The organism is Enterobacter cloacae complex sp. HYC003_NIDB (assembly GCF_056673375.1).
Map to the genome: position 1 here is coordinate 1392919 of NZ_CP114220.1, position 15389 is coordinate 1408307.

17 protein-coding genes are annotated in these 15389 nt (G+C 56.0%); 9 read left to right on the plus strand and 8 right to left on the minus strand.

Going from position 1 to position 15389, the window contains the following annotated elements:
- Window position 1: 1 nt before the first annotated feature.
- Window positions 2-1321, minus strand: coding sequence for a PTS cellobiose transporter subunit IIC (gene celB, locus O1722_RS06610; RefSeq protein ID WP_015572194.1), 1320 nt, complete (start codon window positions 1319-1321; stop codon window positions 2-4).
- Window positions 1322-1466: 145 nt separating this feature from the next.
- Here celB and O1722_RS06615 point away from each other — a divergent pair, with 145 nt between their 5' ends.
- Window positions 1467-2291 (plus strand): homeodomain-like domain protein, encoded by an 825-nt coding sequence (locus O1722_RS06615; RefSeq protein ID WP_017383504.1) that lies wholly within the window; start codon window positions 1467-1469, stop codon window positions 2289-2291.
- On the opposite strand, the gene arsC is transcribed toward O1722_RS06615, so the two are convergent.
- Entirely contained in the window at window positions 2288-2644 is a 357-nt protein-coding gene (gene arsC, locus O1722_RS06620; protein ID WP_017383503.1) for an arsenate reductase (glutaredoxin), read from the minus strand. The genes O1722_RS06615 and arsC overlap by 4 nt on opposite strands.
- A gap of 13 nt (window positions 2645-2657) precedes the next feature.
- Window positions 2658-4121, minus strand: coding sequence for a beta-barrel assembly-enhancing protease (gene bepA / locus O1722_RS06625; RefSeq protein ID WP_015572197.1), 1464 nt, complete (start codon window positions 4119-4121; stop codon window positions 2658-2660).
- Between the two features lie 220 nt (window positions 4122-4341).
- On the opposite strand from bepA, the gene O1722_RS06630 reads away from it, so the two are divergent.
- A complete protein-coding gene (locus O1722_RS06630; protein WP_003860546.1) occupies window positions 4342-5406 on the plus strand; it encodes an AI-2E family transporter in 1065 nt (354 codons plus the stop codon).
- A 139-nt stretch (window positions 5407-5545) separates the two neighbouring features.
- Here O1722_RS06630 and bcp read toward each other — a convergent pair whose 3' ends face one another.
- Both bcp and O1722_RS06640 read right to left on the minus strand, forming a co-directional pair.
- Window positions 5546-6016: a thioredoxin-dependent thiol peroxidase gene (gene bcp / locus O1722_RS06635; protein ID WP_015572198.1), complete on the minus strand. Its 471-nt coding sequence runs from the start codon at window positions 6014-6016 to the stop codon at window positions 5546-5548.
- Window positions 6016-6585, minus strand: a complete 570-nt coding sequence (locus tag O1722_RS06640; RefSeq protein ID WP_000213743.1) for a glycine cleavage system transcriptional repressor — start codon at window positions 6583-6585, stop codon at window positions 6016-6018. Before O1722_RS06640 ends, bcp begins: the two co-directional genes overlap by 1 nt.
- A gap of 145 nt (window positions 6586-6730) precedes the next feature.
- On the opposite strand from O1722_RS06640, the gene dapA reads away from it, so the two are divergent.
- The 6 genes from dapA to ypfH all read left to right on the plus strand — a co-directional run bounded on the left by dapA (window position 6731) and on the right by ypfH (window position 13188).
- Entirely contained in the window at window positions 6731-7609 is an 879-nt protein-coding gene (dapA, locus tag O1722_RS06645) for a 4-hydroxy-tetrahydrodipicolinate synthase (protein WP_003860542.1), read from the plus strand.
- A gap of 16 nt (window positions 7610-7625) precedes the next feature.
- Window positions 7626-8660 carry an outer membrane protein assembly factor BamC gene (gene bamC, locus O1722_RS06650; protein WP_017383500.1) on the plus strand — a complete coding sequence of 345 codons (1035 nt, stop codon included), beginning with the start codon at window positions 7626-7628 and terminating at the stop codon, window positions 8658-8660.
- A 109-nt stretch (window positions 8661-8769) separates the two neighbouring features.
- On the plus strand, window positions 8770-9483 hold the full coding sequence (purC, locus tag O1722_RS06655; RefSeq protein ID WP_001171626.1) for a phosphoribosylaminoimidazolesuccinocarboxamide synthase: 714 nt from the start codon (window positions 8770-8772) through the stop codon (window positions 9481-9483).
- A gap of 120 nt (window positions 9484-9603) precedes the next feature.
- The gene (gene ypfJ / locus O1722_RS06660) at window positions 9604-10473 is read left to right on the plus strand and encodes a KPN_02809 family neutral zinc metallopeptidase (protein ID WP_001303362.1); all 870 of its coding nucleotides are present in this window, start codon (window positions 9604-9606) and stop codon (window positions 10471-10473) included.
- A complete protein-coding gene (locus O1722_RS06665) occupies window positions 10473-12419 on the plus strand; it encodes a tRNA(Met) cytidine acetyltransferase TmcA (RefSeq protein ID WP_033487434.1) in 1947 nt (648 codons plus the stop codon). Before ypfJ ends, O1722_RS06665 begins: the two co-directional genes overlap by 1 nt.
- Window positions 12420-12492: 73 nt before the next feature.
- Window positions 12493-13188 (plus strand): esterase, encoded by a 696-nt coding sequence (gene ypfH, locus O1722_RS06670; RefSeq protein ID WP_100151232.1) that lies wholly within the window; start codon window positions 12493-12495, stop codon window positions 13186-13188.
- Between the two features lie 39 nt (window positions 13189-13227).
- Here ypfH and O1722_RS06675 read toward each other — a convergent pair whose 3' ends face one another.
- From O1722_RS06675 to O1722_RS06685, 3 genes are read right to left on the minus strand one after another with little or no spacing between them, the layout of a single operon-like run.
- Window positions 13228-13425, minus strand: a complete 198-nt coding sequence (locus tag O1722_RS06675; RefSeq protein ID WP_000383991.1) for a YpfN family protein — start codon at window positions 13423-13425, stop codon at window positions 13228-13230.
- A 24-nt stretch (window positions 13426-13449) separates the two neighbouring features.
- Window positions 13450-14577 (minus strand): succinyl-diaminopimelate desuccinylase, encoded by a 1128-nt coding sequence (gene dapE, locus O1722_RS06680; protein ID WP_017383496.1) that lies wholly within the window; start codon window positions 14575-14577, stop codon window positions 13450-13452.
- Between the two features lie 3 nt (window positions 14578-14580).
- Window positions 14581-14937 (minus strand): ArsC family reductase, encoded by a 357-nt coding sequence (locus tag O1722_RS06685; RefSeq protein ID WP_015572203.1) that lies wholly within the window; start codon window positions 14935-14937, stop codon window positions 14581-14583.
- 387 nt (window positions 14938-15324) lie between these two features.
- Between O1722_RS06685 and ypfM the strand changes: the two genes are divergently transcribed.
- Window positions 15325-15384: a protein YpfM gene (gene ypfM / locus O1722_RS06690; protein WP_015572204.1), complete on the plus strand. Its 60-nt coding sequence runs from the start codon at window positions 15325-15327 to the stop codon at window positions 15382-15384.
- The last annotated feature ends 5 nt before the right edge of the window (window positions 15385-15389 follow it).

A 15389-nucleotide genomic window follows, 5' to 3' on the forward strand; every position in this document is an offset into this window, starting at 1 on the left:
TTTACTCCTGTTTTGCAAGGGTGGTGTCGGTTTGCGTAGCGGTAGTCAGCTCCGCGGCGCGGTACTGTTTATCCACGATACGCATGAAAGGCAGGTACAGCATGGCGCCAATCAGCAGGTTGATCAGCTGCATCACGCTGCCGCTCAGGTGCCCGGTGACGATAAAGCCGCTGATAACCGGCGGTAGCGTCCAGGGGATAAACACCCCGGTGGTGACGGCGACCGCACCAATTTTCATCGCCGCATACTGCACGGTGACCAGCACCAGCGGCACCAGATTGAACGGGATGAGCATGATCGGGTTCATGATCACCGGCAGGCCAAAGAGAATCGGTTCGTTGATGTTAAACACTGACGCGCCCGCACCGAGGCGCGCTACTTCGCGCATGTTTTTGCTGCGGGCGAAAATCAGCATCGCAATCACCAGCGACAGCGTGGCGCCCGCGCCACCCATCCAGATCATGTCAAAAAACTGTTCGGTGATGATGTGCGGCGGCGTCGTTCCCGCCTGGATCGCGGCGATGTTGTCGGTCTGGTTCTCCATCCACAGCGGGCGAATAATCCCGTTGATCATCGAACCGGAGTTAATGCCCACTGACCACAGAATGGTGATGCTGAATACGGTCATCAGCGCCCCGAAATAAGAGGTGCCGTAGTGGCGCACCGGGGTGGCAACCACTTCATAAATAAACTGGTGGATGGTGTGATAGTGGGTGTTTTCAAAGATGATGCGGATAAGCAGCACCAGAATCATCACCAGCAGGGCCGGGATCAGGGCCGCGAACGACTCCTGCACCGCCGGAGGCACGCCGTCCGGCATTTTGATGACCAGCTTTTTGCGCTTCAGCCAGCAGAACAGTTCCGTCCACAGCAGGGAACCGATCATCGCCACGAACAGCCCTTTGCTGCCAATCCACTCCACCGGCATCACGGTAATGCCGCCGTTTTCCGCCACTTTGATAAAAGGCGTCAGGATCAGAAACGCGACCAGCGCCAGGATGCCGCAGGAGATGCGGTCCTCGCCATAATGCTCAGCCAGGCGGTAGGCCACAAGGAAGCTGATAAACAGCGACATGGTTGAGAACACCGCGTTAAACGGGATCTCTATAATTGCACTCCAGCTCTCACCAAAGGCCTGAGACATAAACTGCTGATAGGCCTGATTCGGGAAGGAGGAGATCACCAGCAGAATGGAGCCGACGATAATAAACGGCATGAATGACACGTAGGCGCCGCGAATGGCCCCAAGATGACGCTGCTGGGCCGTTTTCGCCGCCAGCGGCATCAGTTTTGCTTCAAGAAATCCCAGAACATTGTTCATTGTGAACTCCGTACAAGATTGAGAGGTGTTGTTTATGTTATGTCTGTGGATTATCAGTGAAGCGTGGCGAGCGAAAGGTGAAATCGGTCACAAAGCATTCGCCGCTCTGATATAAATCTCATAAGATTAGTTCCGGAGAGACGCGATGGAAATCAAACTGCATGCCAACGCCACCACTACGCCGCGTATCCGTCGCTATCTTCAGCAGTCAGATAAAAGCGACAGAGAGCTTGCCGTTGAGCTGGGGATCTCGGTCACCACCGTCAGGCGCTGGCGCAACCGCGACCAGGTTTCGGATAACCACACAACGCCAAAAGTGATACACAAAGCGCTGAGACAAGAGCAGGCGGCACTGATAAATGCCCTGCGGGATATCACAGGGGCACCGCTGGATGAACTGCTGCTGCTGGTGAATGACGGACTCGGGATCGCCGTTTCCCGCGCGACCCTGAACCGCTACCTCAAACCAGCCTCGCTAAAACAAAAGGGGGCGTCGTTGCAGGGCAAAAAGGCGCTGAAGGCCGGGATCATGCCGCAGAAGCTACTCCTGCATCATCAGCCGCTGTCGCTACATATGGACGACGGTGGCGAGCAACACCTGCTCTGGGCGCGTGAACCCGTCAGCGGCTGGTGTTACGCCCGGCTTTATGCTGGCGTATCGCCGCAGTTGCTGACCCGCTGGACGAACGAGGTGCTGGCTGCCTGTCCGGCTGATATTCAATCTGTTGAGACTTTTGGGCTGGAAGTGAACTTGCCAGAGCATAACGTCACCGTAAAAGTGCATTCACAGTATTATCTCGCTCTTCAGGTCACCGTGCCGTTACGCGAAATCATTCCGCGGGTGAACAGTGAACCGATGGGAGAGCTGTTGATCCAACTGTGTGAGTTTTACAACCGGGGAAAAGCGCAGAAAAAGCTGGGAGAGCGTACGCCGCAGGCGTTTCTGGAAGCGCTGCGGCGTAACGATTAGACGATCTCGAGCACGTCTTCCGGCGGACGGCCGATACGCGCCTTGCCATTTGCCACTACAATCGGGCGCTCAATCAGCTTTGGATTGTCGACCATCGCCTGAATCAGCCGATCTTCAGTGAGACTGGTATCGTTCAGATTGAGCGACTTATACAGATCTTCTTTCTGACGCATCAGGTCGCGTGCGCTGCCCATGTTCAGCATCTTCAGCAGCTGGCGGATAGTCTGCGCGTCCGGCGGCGTCTCCAGGTACAGCACCACTTCCGGTTCGATGCCGTTAGACTTCAGCAGGCTGAGGGTGTCTCGACTCTTGGAGCAGCGAGGGTTATGGTAAATTTTTACCGCGTCTGTCATGACTTCTCCTTTATTACATCTTCTCGTACGGCTTAAAGCGTTGTTGCAGGCCGCGCAGCTGGTCGATTCGCGCATCGTAGCGGGCCTGTTGCAGGCTGCCAAGCTTCACCTGCGAGCTGGCGCTGCTCAGCAGGGAAATGGCCTGATCGAGACGACCCGCCAGCGCCAGACCTTCCGCACGCGCAGCCAGCTCCTGATCGCGATTACCCAGTTGCCCCTGGGCCTGGGCGAGCAGCTCCCAGCCGTTCTGGTCGTCTTTATTGTTAAAGGTGTAGCGGTTCAGAATGGTCACCGCCTCGCCGGGCTGGCCGCCCTGTAGGTAGGCGTTCGCCAGGTTAAGCTGCAATACCGGATTGTTACGAAGATCTTTCGCCCCTTTCAGGCGATTAATCGCATCGGTCGCTTTTTTCTGCCCCAGATCGATATCGGTGGCGAGGTCGAGATACCACGGATTGTCAGGCGCCGCCGCCAGCAGCGGCTGTAGCGCTTTTCGCGCTTCATCGTATTTGCTGGCCTCCATCGCCTGGAGCGCCTGACCATACTGCGCCGCGTTTTTCTCGCGCACGTTGCCTTTCGCCAGCGCGTCCAGCAGATCGCTGGTGAGCTGATTACGTCCGGAGTTGTACATGCCAAGCGTTCTCACTTTGGCCATGTAGAAATCCTGCGAAGACTGCACCACGACCGGACGCATCTGGTTGGCTCGGTTACGCGCATCCGAGAGGCGGCTTTCCGGCAGCGGGTGGGTCAACAGAATTTCAGGCGGGCGCGACGAGTAGCGTGCCTGGTCGAGCAGCTTTTCCAGGAAGCTCGGCATGGCCTGCGGGTCAAAGCCGGAACGCTGTAAAACCTGAATGCCGATGCGGTCTGCTTCCTGCTCGTTCTGCTGGGTAAAGCTGATCATCCCCTGACGCGTCCCCGCCAGCGTCCCGGTAAGTGCCGCCATCCCGGCCTGCGGGCTTGCCATCGCCAGCAGAATAGAGCCCAGCGCGCCCACCCAGGTTAGCGGGGCGTTACGCTTCTGATCTTCCATCGCACGCGCCAGATGGCGCTGGGTGACGTGCGAAATTTCGTGCGCCATGACGGACGCCAGCTGGCTTTCGTTATCGGAATAACGGAACAACGCCGAATGCAGCACCACGTTCCCGCCAAAGAAGGCGAAGGCGTTGATTTCGTCGTTATTGATTAAATAGAAGTGGAAGGGCGTTTTTACCGAGTCGGCGTGCGCCACCAGACGCATCCCCAGACCGTTAATGTATTGCACCAGCAATGGGTCGTTAATCAGCGGAGCACTGCCGCGCAGCTGGCGTACGTAATAATCACCCATCTGCATCTCCTGCCCGATGGAGAGCGTGCTTCCTGCCGTGGTGCCCATGTCCGGCAATGAATCGGACGAGTCAGCGAAAGCGGGCAACACCTGACCCACCGTCACGGCGGCAATCAGTGTCGCAACCAGTGTTTTTCTCAACTGCCTGAACATAACCACTGTCCTGTATGTTGGATGTGCTAATTTGACCGATGAACCCGCATAACGTTCATCTCCGCTGCTCTGCGAGTGTAGCTGTGTTAAGAGATGAAGAAAATCCCATTCATCAGGGTTTTGCGAAACCTGACAGTGAAACAAAAAGGAAAGTCTTTTTTGTGACAGTTAGATACAATTCACCGTCTCACTCCCGCCATTCGATTCAGGGAAGGGTTGTATGCTCGAAATGTTAATGCAGTGGTATCGGCGTCGGTTTAGCGACCCGGAAGCCATTGCTTTGCTGGTCATTCTGGTTGCCGGATTCGGTATCCTGTTCTTCTTTAGTGGCCTGCTGGCGCCGCTACTGGTGGCGATTGTGCTGGCGTATCTGCTGGAGTGGCCCACCGCGCGTCTGGAACATATCGGCTGTTCCCGCCGCTGGGCGACCAGCATTGTTCTGGTGCTGTTTGTCGGCATTCTGCTGCTGATGTCCTTCGTGGTGATGCCCATCGCCTGGCAACAGGGGATCTACTTGATCCGCGATATGCCCGGCATGCTGAATAAACTGTCTGATTTTGCCGCCACGCTGCCGCGCCGCTATCCTGCGCTGATGGACGCCGGGATCATCGATGCGATGGCCGAAAACATGCGCGCCCGCATCATGACCATGGGTGACTCGGTGGTGAAATACTCTCTGGCCTCGCTGGTAGGCCTGCTGACGCTGGCGGTTTACCTTGTTCTCGTGCCGCTAATGGTGTTCTTCCTGGTCAAAGATAAAGAGCAGATGCTGAACGCGGTGCGCCGCGTGCTGCCGCGCAATCGCGGTCTCGCCGGTCAGGTCTGGCAGGAGATGAACCAGCAGATCACCAACTACATTCGCGGCAAAGTGCTGGAGATGATTGTGGTGGGCGTGGCGACCTGGATTGGCTTCGTGATCTTCGGACTGAACTACTCGCTGCTGCTGGCGGTGCTGGTCGGATTCTCGGTTCTGATCCCGTATATCGGCGCGTTTGTGGTGACCATTCCGGTAGTCGGTGTGGCGCTGTTCCAGTTTGGTCTGGGTACGGAGTTCTGGAGTTGTTTCGCCGTATACCTGATTATTCAGGGACTGGACGGGAACCTGCTGGTACCGGTGCTGTTCTCAGAAGCAGTTAACCTGCATCCGCTGGTGATTATCCTGTCAGTGGTGATTTTCGGCGGGCTGTGGGGATTCTGGGGGGTATTCTTCGCCATTCCGCTGGCGACGCTGATTAAAGCCGTGGTCCACGCGTGGCCGGACGTGCCAGCGGTGGAAGAGAAGTAGATTTAGTGCGGGCTGATGCCCTCACCCCAACCCTCTCCCGCGGGGAGAGGGGGCAAACACTAAAAACGGTAGCGCATGCTACCGTTTTGCATTTACCTTGTAGCCCGGGTAAGCGCAGCGCCACCCGGCACTAAAATGATCACGCGTTCTCTTTCAGCCACTTCAACACCACGTCGTGGTGGTTGCTGGTTTTGAAATCATCAAACACGTGCTCAACTTTACCGTCAGCGTCAATCAGGAAACTGATGCGGTGAATACCGTCGTACGTTTTGCCCATAAAGGACTTCTCACCCCAGACGCCAAACTGCTCGCAAACCTGGTGGTCTTCATCGGAAAGCAGCGTGAAGTTCAGCAGCTCTTTTTCCGCAAAGCGTGACAGCTTCTCTGGCTTATCGGTGCTGATGCCCAGCACTTCCACACCGACCTTCTTCAACTCATCCATGTTGTCGCGTAGACCGCAGGCCTGTACGGTACAGCCCGGGGTCATGGCTTTCGGGTAGAAATAGACCAGAACACGCTGTCCCTGGAAGTCGGTCAAATTTACTTGCTCGCCGTCTTGATCCGGTAAGCTAAATTTCGGTGCGATATCACCGGCTTTCAGTGGGTTCATTACTCAACTCCATCCTGTTCGTGCTGCGAATAATCGACGACGCTTATACTGCCTTGCGCATGTAATTCTGTACAGAGGGCTTTGAACGCTTGCTCGATATTTGACGCATCCTGCGAGGCAGGGCTGTGTGCGGTAATTTGAATAAACAGCGTCGGGATTGCGTTTTCATCGCCCGGCTGCGTGCGGGAAACCAGTTCGGCAATGTTCATCTGATGGCTGTCAAACAGCGCCGTAAAACGTTCAATCAGATGAGGTGAATCAGGCACTTCAACCTGTACCCAGACCGTGGCAGGCAGAGCCGGACGCGGGCGCGCGGTGGTGCGCTTCATCACAATCAGTAAATCCAGCTCTGCGCCTTTCAGCGGCAGGGTAGATTCGATGAGGGTAATGGCATTCCATGTTCCGGAAAGCAGCATGATGAACGTGAACTCTTCGCCAAGCATAGCCAGCCGGCTATCTTCGATGTTGCAGCCGCAGCTGCTCACGTGGCGAGTGATGGTATTCACGATACCCGGCCTGTCAGCACCCAGCGCAGTGATAACCAGGTAATGTTGTGATGAGGTTGTCAAACCTGTTCTTCCTTTGCGTGGTTAAGTCTTCCTAAGGAAAGCATAAAAAAAACATGCATACAACCGCCTGAGAGCCTCAGGTCGCTTGCTTTTATTACAGTTCCAAACGTAACATTGAGGCTCTTGTTCGCACAGAGGATGGCTCATGTTCACGGGAAGTATTGTCGCGCTTGTTACACCGATGGATGAAAAAGGTAATGTCTGCCGGTCAAGCATGAAGAAGCTCATTGATTACCATGTCGCCAATGGAACCTCGGCGATCGTTTCGGTAGGGACTACCGGTGAATCCGCTACGCTGAGCCACGAAGAGCACGGCGACGTTGTGATGCTGACCCTGGAACTGGCGGACGGGCGTATTCCGGTCATCGCGGGGACGGGCGCAAACGCAACGGCAGAAGCGATTAGCCTGACTCAGCGTTTTAACGACAGCGGCATTGTCGGCTGCCTGACGGTGACCCCTTATTACAACCGTCCTACTCAGGAAGGTTTGTTCCAGCATTTCAAAGCCATCGCTGAACATACTGACTTGCCACAAATTCTGTATAATGTGCCGTCCCGTACCGGTTGCGATATGCTGCCGGAAACCGTTGGCCGTCTCTCGAAAGTAAAAAATATTATCGGGATTAAAGAGGCGACAGGGAACTTAAGCCGCGTTCATCAGATCAAAGAGCTGGTTTCAGACGACTTTATCCTGTTGAGCGGTGATGATGCGACAGCGCTGGACTTTATGCAGCTCGGTGGTAATGGCGTGATTTCCGTTACGGCGAACGTGGCGGCGCGTGATATGGCTGACATGTGCAAACTGGCCGCAGCCGGTCACTTTGATGAAGCTCGCGTGATTAATCAGCGTCTGATGCCGTTGCACAATAAATTATTTGTCGAACCCAATCCGATCCCAGTGAAATGGGCATGTAAGGAGTTGGGGCTTGTAGCAACCGACACGCTGCGTCTGCCAATGACACCGATTACCGACCACGGTCGTGAAATTGTCGCTGGCGCGCTGAAGCATGCCGGTTTGCTGTAAAGTTTAGGGAGATTTGATGGCTTATTCAGTACAGAAGTCGCGCCTGGCGAAGGTTGCGGGTGTTTCGCTTGTTATGCTCCTCGCTGCCTGTAGTTCAGACTCGCGCTACAAGCGCCAGGTGAGCGGTGATGAATCCTATCTGGATGCGCCGCCGCTTGCTGAACTTCACGCGCCTGCCGGCATGATCCTGCCGATCCAGAACGGTGATTATAATATTCCGGTTACCAACGGCAGTGGCCTGGTGGGTAAAGCGCTTGATATTCGTCCGCCGGCTCAGCCTCTGGCGCTGGTGAGTGGCGCGCGCACGCAGTTTACCGGTGATACGGCCTCTCTGCTGGTGGAAAGCGCACGCGGTGCCACGCTGTGGCCGCAGGTTGTGAGCGTTATTCAGTCGAAAAACTATACGATTGATAAACGCGACGACGCCAGCCAGACCTTAACCACCGACTGGATTGAGTGGAACCGTCTCGATGAAGACCAGCAGTATCGTGGTCGTTATCAAGTCTCCGTTAAGCCGCAGGGTTATCAGCAGGCGGTTACCGTCAAGCTGTTGAATCTTGAGCAGGCAGGTAAACCGGTTGCCGATCCGGCCGCCATGCAGCGCTACAGCACTGAAATGCTGAACGTGATTGCCGCTGGTCTGGATAAGAACGCTACCGATGCCGCAAACGCCGCGCAGAACCGTAACGGTTCAACGTTTGATGTGCAGAGCGGTGCAGACGATACCGGCCTGCCAATGCTGGTGGTGCGTGCGCCGTTTAACCAGACCTGGCAGCGCCTGCCAGCAACGCTTGAAAAAGTGGGCATGAAGGTGACCGACAGCACCCGTTCAACGGGCAGCATCACAGCGACCTATAAGCCGCTGTCTGATAGCGCCTGGCAGGAGCTGGGGGCAAGCGATCCACAGCTGCCTTCCGGTGACTACAAAATCCAGGTTGGCGACCTCGATAACCGCAGCAGCCTGCAATTTATCGATCCGAAAGGACACACGCTGACCCAGGCGCAGAACGATGCGCTGGTCGCTGCCTTCCAGGCCGCATTCAGCAAATAATAGTGAGGGCTGGTTAATCCAGCCCTTTTTATTTTCGTGCTACGCAAACGTGTGCGTGGCATAATATGGCCAGTTTTGAATACAAATCATCACACCAGGAGTAATGAAGATGCAGAAGCAAGCTGAGTTGTATCGTGGCAAAGCGAAAACCGTATACAGCACGGAAAACCCGGATCTGTTGGTGCTCGAATTCCGCAATGATACGTCAGCAGGAGACGGCGCACGCATTGAGCAGTTCGATCGTAAGGGCATGGTGAACAACAAGTTCAACCACTTCATTATGACCAAACTGGCCGAAGCCGGTATCCCGACTCAGATGGAAGCGTTGCTGTCCGATACGGAATGTCTGGTAAAAAAACTGGATATGGTGCCGGTTGAGTGCGTGATCCGTAACCGTGCCGCAGGCTCCCTGGTGAAGCGTCTGGGCATTGAAGAGGGTATCGAACTGAATCCACCGCTGTTCGATCTGTTCCTGAAAAACGACGCCATGCACGACCCGATGGTCAACGAATCCTACTGCGAAACCTTCGGCTGGGTAAGCAAAGAGAACCTGGCGCGCATGCAGGAACTGACCTACAAAGCCAACGACGTGCTGAAAAAACTGTTTGATGACGCGGGCCTGATCCTGGTCGACTTCAAGCTGGAGTTCGGTCTGTACAAGGGCGAAGTGGTGCTGGGCGACGAATTCTCGCCGGACGGCAGCCGCCTGTGGGACAAAGAGACGCTGGATAAAATGGACAAAGACCGTTTCCGCCAGAGTCTGGGTGGCGTGGTCGAAGCGTACGAAGCGGTTGCTCACCGTTTAGGCGTTAAGCTCGACTAAACTGCGCATTTGCCAAAGGATGTTGGCATCCTTTGGCGTCTTATCCTTGTTTACTATGGTAATCCTTTCATTAACCGCCTACGATCATAGCTATTATAAATGGAATAGTTCGAGGTGTTTATGCGCTGGCAAGGGCGTCGTGAAAGTGACAACGTAGAAGACAGACGCAGCAGTGGTGGCGGTGGTCCGTCTATGGGCGGGCCAGGTTTCCGGTTACCCAGCGGCAAGGGCGGCATTATTCTGCTGGTCGTTGTGCTGGTGGCGGGCTACTACGGCGTCGACCTGACCGGTTTGATGACCGGTGAAACCGGGCAACAGCAGCAGTATTCTCAGCGCTCCATCAGCCCGAATGAAGATGAAGCGGCGAAATTTACTTCCGTTATTCTCGCGACGACCGAAGATACCTGGGGTCAGCAGTTCGAGAAAATGGGGCGGACTTATCAGCCGCCAAAACTGGTGATGTACCGGGGCGCAACCCGCACCGGCTGCGGCACCGGGCAGTCCGTTATGGGGCCGTTCTACTGCCCGGCGGACAGCACCGTCTATATCGATCTCTCCTTCTATGACGACATGAAAAGCAAGCTGGGCGCCGACGGCGATTTTGCCCAGGGCTACGTGATCGCGCATGAAGTCGGCCACCACGTGCAGAAGCTCCTCGGCATTGAGCCTAAAGTGCGTCAGATGCAGCAGAATGCTTCTCAGGCGGAGGTGAATCGTCTGTCCGTACGCATGGAGCTTCAGGCCGACTGCTTCGCTGGCGTCTGGGGACACAGCATGCAGCAGCAGGGCGTGCTGGAAACAGGCGATCTGGAAGAGGCCCTGAATGCCGCACAGGCGATTGGTGACGATCGCTTGCAGCAGCAGAGCCAGGGGCGCGTTGTGCCGGACAGCTTTACCCATGGCACCTCAGAGCAGCGCTACAGTTGGTTTAAGCGTGGCTTCGACAGCGGCAACCCGTCGCAGTGTAATACCTTCGGCAAAGCTATGTGATGTTGGGGTTTGAACAGCTGGTCAACCAGCTTCAGCGTACCGGGCACCGCCGGCTGGTGGTGCTCAGCGGCGATGAAGCGCGGACGTTGAGCCAGGCGACCATTCTGCGCGATACGTTACCAGGAGACTGGCTGTGGCTGGAGGAAAACCCCTCTAAGACCATCAGCGGCCTGCTGGGACGTGAATACCTGCACGCCGTTTTTGACGCGCGTCGCGGGTTTGACGTCTCGGCCTTCGCCGCCCTCAGCGGGACCCTGCGCGCCGGAAGCCTTCTGATGCTGCTGGTGCCGCCGTTCTCCGTCTGGGCTAACAGGCCCGACGCGGATTCTCTACGCTGGAGCGACAGCGCCGAGCCGATCGCCACCCCGCACTTTGTTCACCACTTTTGCCGGACGCTTGCCGCCGATTCAGATGCCATCGTCTGGCATCAACATCGTCCTCTGTGCCTTCCCGTTACGTCAGATTTACCCGCCTGGCAGCCTGCCAGCGGTGAACCGCAGCGCGAGCAAGCTGAGATCCTCGACGCTCTTCTGACCATGCCTGCGGGCGTGGCCGCCGTGACGGCACCGCGCGGACGCGGAAAGTCCGCCCTGGCGGGCATGTTGCTCAACGGCATTCAGGGGAGTGCAGTCGTGACGGCACCGGCAAAAGGGGCGACGGATGTCATCGCGCGTTTCGCCGGGGAACATTTTCACTTTATGGCCCCGGATGCGCTGCTGGCCTCCACAACAGAAGCTGACTGGCTGATTGTCGATGAGGCGGCCGCCATCCCCGGCCCGCTGCTGGAGAAGCTGGCGTCGCGCTTTCCCCGCGTGTTGCTGACCACCACGGTGCAGGGTTATGAAGGCACGGGCAGGGGATTCCTGCTGAAGTTCTGCGCCCGGTTCAGCGGGCTGCGGCGTTATACCTTATCCACGCCTGTTCGCTGGGCTGCCGGATGTCCCCTTGAGCGGATAGTGGCGAACGCGCTGCTGTTCGACGATGCGCTTATCGATCGCAAACCGGAAGGCGAGGTACGTTTAACGTCGCTGGAGCCCGGGATGTGGGAGAGCGATCCGGCGCGCGGGGCAGGCGTGTATGAACTGCTGTGTGCCGCGCACTACCGGACGTCACCCCTCGATTTACGCCGGATGATGGACGCCCCCGGCCAGCACTTTGCTGTTGCTCAGGCGGGCGCGGAGATCGCGGGCGCGCTCTGGCTGGTGGAGGAGGGGGGATTACCCCCTGAACTTAGCCGCGCAGTCTGGGCGGGCTTTCGTCGGCCGCGTGGAAATCTGGTGGCGCAGTCGCTGGCAGCGCACGGCGGCTCGCCGCTCGCGGCGACGCTGAAAGGCCGACGCGTCAGCCGCATTGCGGTTCATCCCCATCGCCAGCGGGAAGGCATCGGCCAGCGGCTGATCCGCAGTGCCAGCGGAGAAGATTATCTCTCGGTCAGCTTTGGCTATACCGACGAGCTGTGGCGTTTCTGGCGGCAGTGCGGGTTTGTGCTGGTGCGAATGGGCAGCCACCGGGAAGCCAGCAGCGGGTGCTATACGGCGATGGCATTGCTGCCGCTGAGCGAGGCGGGGCATCAGCTCTGCGAACAGGCGCATCAGCGGTTATGTCGTGATATGCGCGTCCTGTCGGCCTGGAATGGCGAAAAGATCCCGGTGACGGATGCATGGGAAGCTACCCTTAATAGTGACGACTGGCTGGAGCTGGCGGGGTTTGCCTTTGCTCACCGGGCGTTTTCAACTTCGGTTGCGGCGCTGACGCGGTTGTTGTTAGCCGTGGACATGCCACTTCCGGCGCTGCGGGGGAAAATGGAAGGGAATACGCACGATTTCGGGCGCAAAGCGTTGCTGGCGAAGCTACGCGAGGAAACCGCTCACGCGCTTGAAAGGCTTGATTACTCCCGTAGCCAGCAGCTGAAAGCCGACATTTTGCAATGGCAATTTTTTCAATGAGTTCTTCAGTAAAGTGGCATGGTCATTACCCCGCAGAGGCGTAAAATCCTGCTTATCAATTAAGGAGATCGCCATGAAACATGACCATTTTGTTGTGCAAAGCCCGGGTACACCTGCTAAACAGCTCCTGCTTCTGTTTCATGGCGTGGGCAACAATGCCGTCAATATGGGACAAATTGGCAGCTGGTTTGCACCCGTTTTCCCACACGCGCTGATCGTCAGCATTGGCGGCGTGGAGCCGTGCGGTCCGGACGGGCGGCAGTGGTTTTCCGTCGAGGGCGTGACGGAGGAGAATCGTCAGGCGCGTATTGATGCCGCTATGCCAGCCTTTATCGATACCGTGCGTTACTGGCAGCAGCAGAGCGGCGTAGGCGCCGACGCAACGGCGCTGATTGGCTTCTCTCAGGGCTCAATCATGTCGCTGGAAAGCGTAAAAGCGCAGCCCGGACTGGTGTCCCGCGTGATTGCCTTTAACGGGCGTTTTGCGACGTTACCGCAAAGCGCGACCACGCAGACCACGATCCATCTCATTCATGGAGGGGAAGACCGGGTAATTGAGCTTTCGCATGCGGTTACTGCCCAGGAGACGCTGATGCGCGAGGGCGGAGATGTGACGCTGGATATCGTAGACGATCTGGGGCATGCCATTGACGATCGCAGCATGCAGTTCGCGCTCGATCATCTGCGTTATACCGTACCGAAGCACTACTTTGATGAAGCGCTCAGCGGCGGTAAGCCGAATGACGATGATATCGTCGAGTTTATGTGAGGTGTCCCCCTCTCTTTAGGGAGAGGGGAAACAGAGCGATTACTTCTTCTGGTCCTTCTTCGGCCAGTCGTCTTCATCGTCCCACTTGTCGTTAAAATCACGGTGCGGCGGAAGATCCGGTTTGTTGGCAAGGAACTTTTTGTGGTCAACGCGCTTGAGATCTTTAATCACGTTAAGCAGCACGCCTACCAGAAATACCAACACCAGAATCCACCAGTACTTTGAAAGCCAGTCCATTCGCTAATCCTCTTTAAGCACCCGTCAGGCGACGAGCTGCTCCATAATACGTTGATACATGCGGGCCAGCAGTTGTAAATCGGCAGCGTTCACGCATTCATTGATTTTGTGAATCGTCGCGTTAACCGGACCCAGTTCGACAACCTGTGCGCCCATGCGGGCGATAAAGCGTCCGTCAGACGTGCCGCCCGTTGTCAGCAGTTGTGGCTTAATTTCATTATAGTGCGCAATGGCGTTCACCACCGCATCCACCAGTTTACCGCGCTGCGTCAGGAACGGCTGGCCAGACAGCCACCAGTCGAGGGTATAGCGCAGCTGATATTTCTCGAGCAGCGCAATCACGCGCGCTTTGATCATCTCGTCGGTCAGTTCGGTGCTGAAGCGGAAGTTAAACTGGACGAAGAGATCGCCGGGAATGACGTTGTTGCTGCCGGTGCCGGCCTTGATGTTGGCTATCTGCATGCTGGTTGGCGGGAAAAATTCGTTGCCTTTATCCCATTCAATGCCTACCAGTTCGTTCAGCATCGGCGCGGCGCGGTGTACCGGGTTATCCGCCAGGTGCGGATAGGCAACGTGGCCCTGCACGCCATGAATAGTCAAATTACAGGTCAGGGATCCACGGCGGCCATTTTTCACCACATCGCCCACCACTTCGGTGCTGGACGGTTCGCCCACCAGACAGTAGTCCAGACGTTCATTGCGCGCCATCAGGGCCTCAACGACCTTCACGGTGCCGTTGTGGGCGCTGGCTTCTTCATCGGAGGTAATCAAAAACGCAAGACGGTTTTTATGGTTCGGATGCTGGGCGACGAAACGCTCTGCCGCCACGACCATCGCAGCCAGAGAACCTTTCATGTCCGCAGCGCCGCGTCCGAAAAGCATGCCGTCGCGGATGGTCGGCTCAAAAGGCGGGTTGATCCAGCGGTCTGCGTCGCCTGCGGGAACTACGTCAGTATGTCCGGCAAACGCCAGCGTCTCTCCCTGACCGCGCCATGCCCAGAAGTTCTGCGTATCGCCAAAATCCATGTGCTCCACGGTAAAACCGATGGCACGCAGGCGCTCAATCATTAATGCCTGACAACCTGCGTCGTCCGGGCTAAGGGAAGGACGGCGAATAAGCTGCTGAGTCAGCTCAATGACCGGGCATGACATAGACTACACCTCAACGAATAAATCTGAATAAAGGGTTTCACTGAAACCCAGCAGCATAGGCTGACCTGGCTTGCAGAGCAATGGGCGTTTGATGATTGCCGGCATTTCAAGCATCAGTTTGGCTGCGCTGTCGGCGTCGTTGATCGTGGCCCGGAGAGATTCATCCAGTTTTCGCCAGGTGGTCCCGCGGGTATTCAGTAGCGCTTCCCACCCCAGTTCGTTGATGGCGGAATGGAGAAACGCGGGGTCAAGCCCGTCGGCACGGTAATCGTGGAAGCGATAGTCGATGTTGTGTGCTTCCAGCCAGCGGCGGGCTTTTTTAATCGTGTCGCAATTCTTAATGCCGTACATCACAACCATAGTGAATCCTTTTGTTCTTTTGTGGATTAAATGTTCAATATTTTCGAAGATATATCCTTAAGTGGAATATAACACATTCGGAATTTTTCGGGATTTACAATTCTCCATAATTCAACGAACAGCTGTAAGCTGAATAGTCTTTCATCTTTTAAGCATAGTTGTCCACCCTGTTTAAATTGCCAATAAACTCAGGGGGAAATTAAAAATGCTGTCATTTTTCCTACTATTTCAAAATATTGCTGTAGGTCACATAAAATTTACCCGACAACGCTCATAGTGATCCTAAACCTACCAGCACAGCGGGGCTCAATCACAGCAATCGGTTAAAGTGGCTTCACAATGATGATACGTTTTCGTAGAATGCGCATAATAATAAGAGAGGTTGTTATGATTGAACGTGAACTGGGGAACTGGAAAGATTTTATCGAAGGCATGCTTCGTAAATGAATTTC

Bases quoted from the DNA above. Each gene is read 5' to 3' on its own strand.
- celB (WP_015572194.1), bottom strand. From the start codon at position 1,321: ATGAACAATGTTCTGGGATTTCTTGAAGCAAAACTGATGCCGCTGGCG.
- dapE (WP_017383496.1), bottom strand. From the start codon at position 14,577: ATGTCATGCCCGGTCATTGAGCTGACTCAGCAGCTTATTCGCCGTCCT.
- O1722_RS06675 (WP_000383991.1), bottom strand. From the start codon at position 13,425: ATGGACTGGCTTTCAAAGTACTGGTGGATTCTGGTGTTGGTATTTCTG.
- O1722_RS06630 (WP_003860546.1), top strand. From the start codon at position 4,342: ATGCTCGAAATGTTAATGCAGTGGTATCGGCGTCGGTTTAGCGACCCG.
- dapA (WP_003860542.1), top strand. From the start codon at position 6,731: ATGTTCACGGGAAGTATTGTCGCGCTTGTTACACCGATGGATGAAAAA.
- O1722_RS06615 (WP_017383504.1), top strand. From the start codon at position 1,467: ATGGAAATCAAACTGCATGCCAACGCCACCACTACGCCGCGTATCCGT.
- ypfJ (WP_001303362.1), top strand. From the start codon at position 9,604: ATGCGCTGGCAAGGGCGTCGTGAAAGTGACAACGTAGAAGACAGACGC.
- O1722_RS06685 (WP_015572203.1), bottom strand. From the start codon at position 14,937: ATGGTTGTGATGTACGGCATTAAGAATTGCGACACGATTAAAAAAGCC.
- purC (WP_001171626.1), top strand. From the start codon at position 8,770: ATGCAGAAGCAAGCTGAGTTGTATCGTGGCAAAGCGAAAACCGTATAC.
- O1722_RS06665 (WP_033487434.1), top strand. From the start codon at position 10,473: ATGTTGGGGTTTGAACAGCTGGTCAACCAGCTTCAGCGTACCGGGCAC.
- bepA (WP_015572197.1), bottom strand. From the start codon at position 4,121: ATGTTCAGGCAGTTGAGAAAAACACTGGTTGCGACACTGATTGCCGCC.
- bamC (WP_017383500.1), top strand. From the start codon at position 7,626: ATGGCTTATTCAGTACAGAAGTCGCGCCTGGCGAAGGTTGCGGGTGTT.
- arsC (WP_017383503.1), bottom strand. From the start codon at position 2,644: ATGACAGACGCGGTAAAAATTTACCATAACCCTCGCTGCTCCAAGAGT.
- ypfH (WP_100151232.1), top strand. From the start codon at position 12,493: ATGAAACATGACCATTTTGTTGTGCAAAGCCCGGGTACACCTGCTAAA.
- bcp (WP_015572198.1), bottom strand. From the start codon at position 6,016: ATGAACCCACTGAAAGCCGGTGATATCGCACCGAAATTTAGCTTACCG.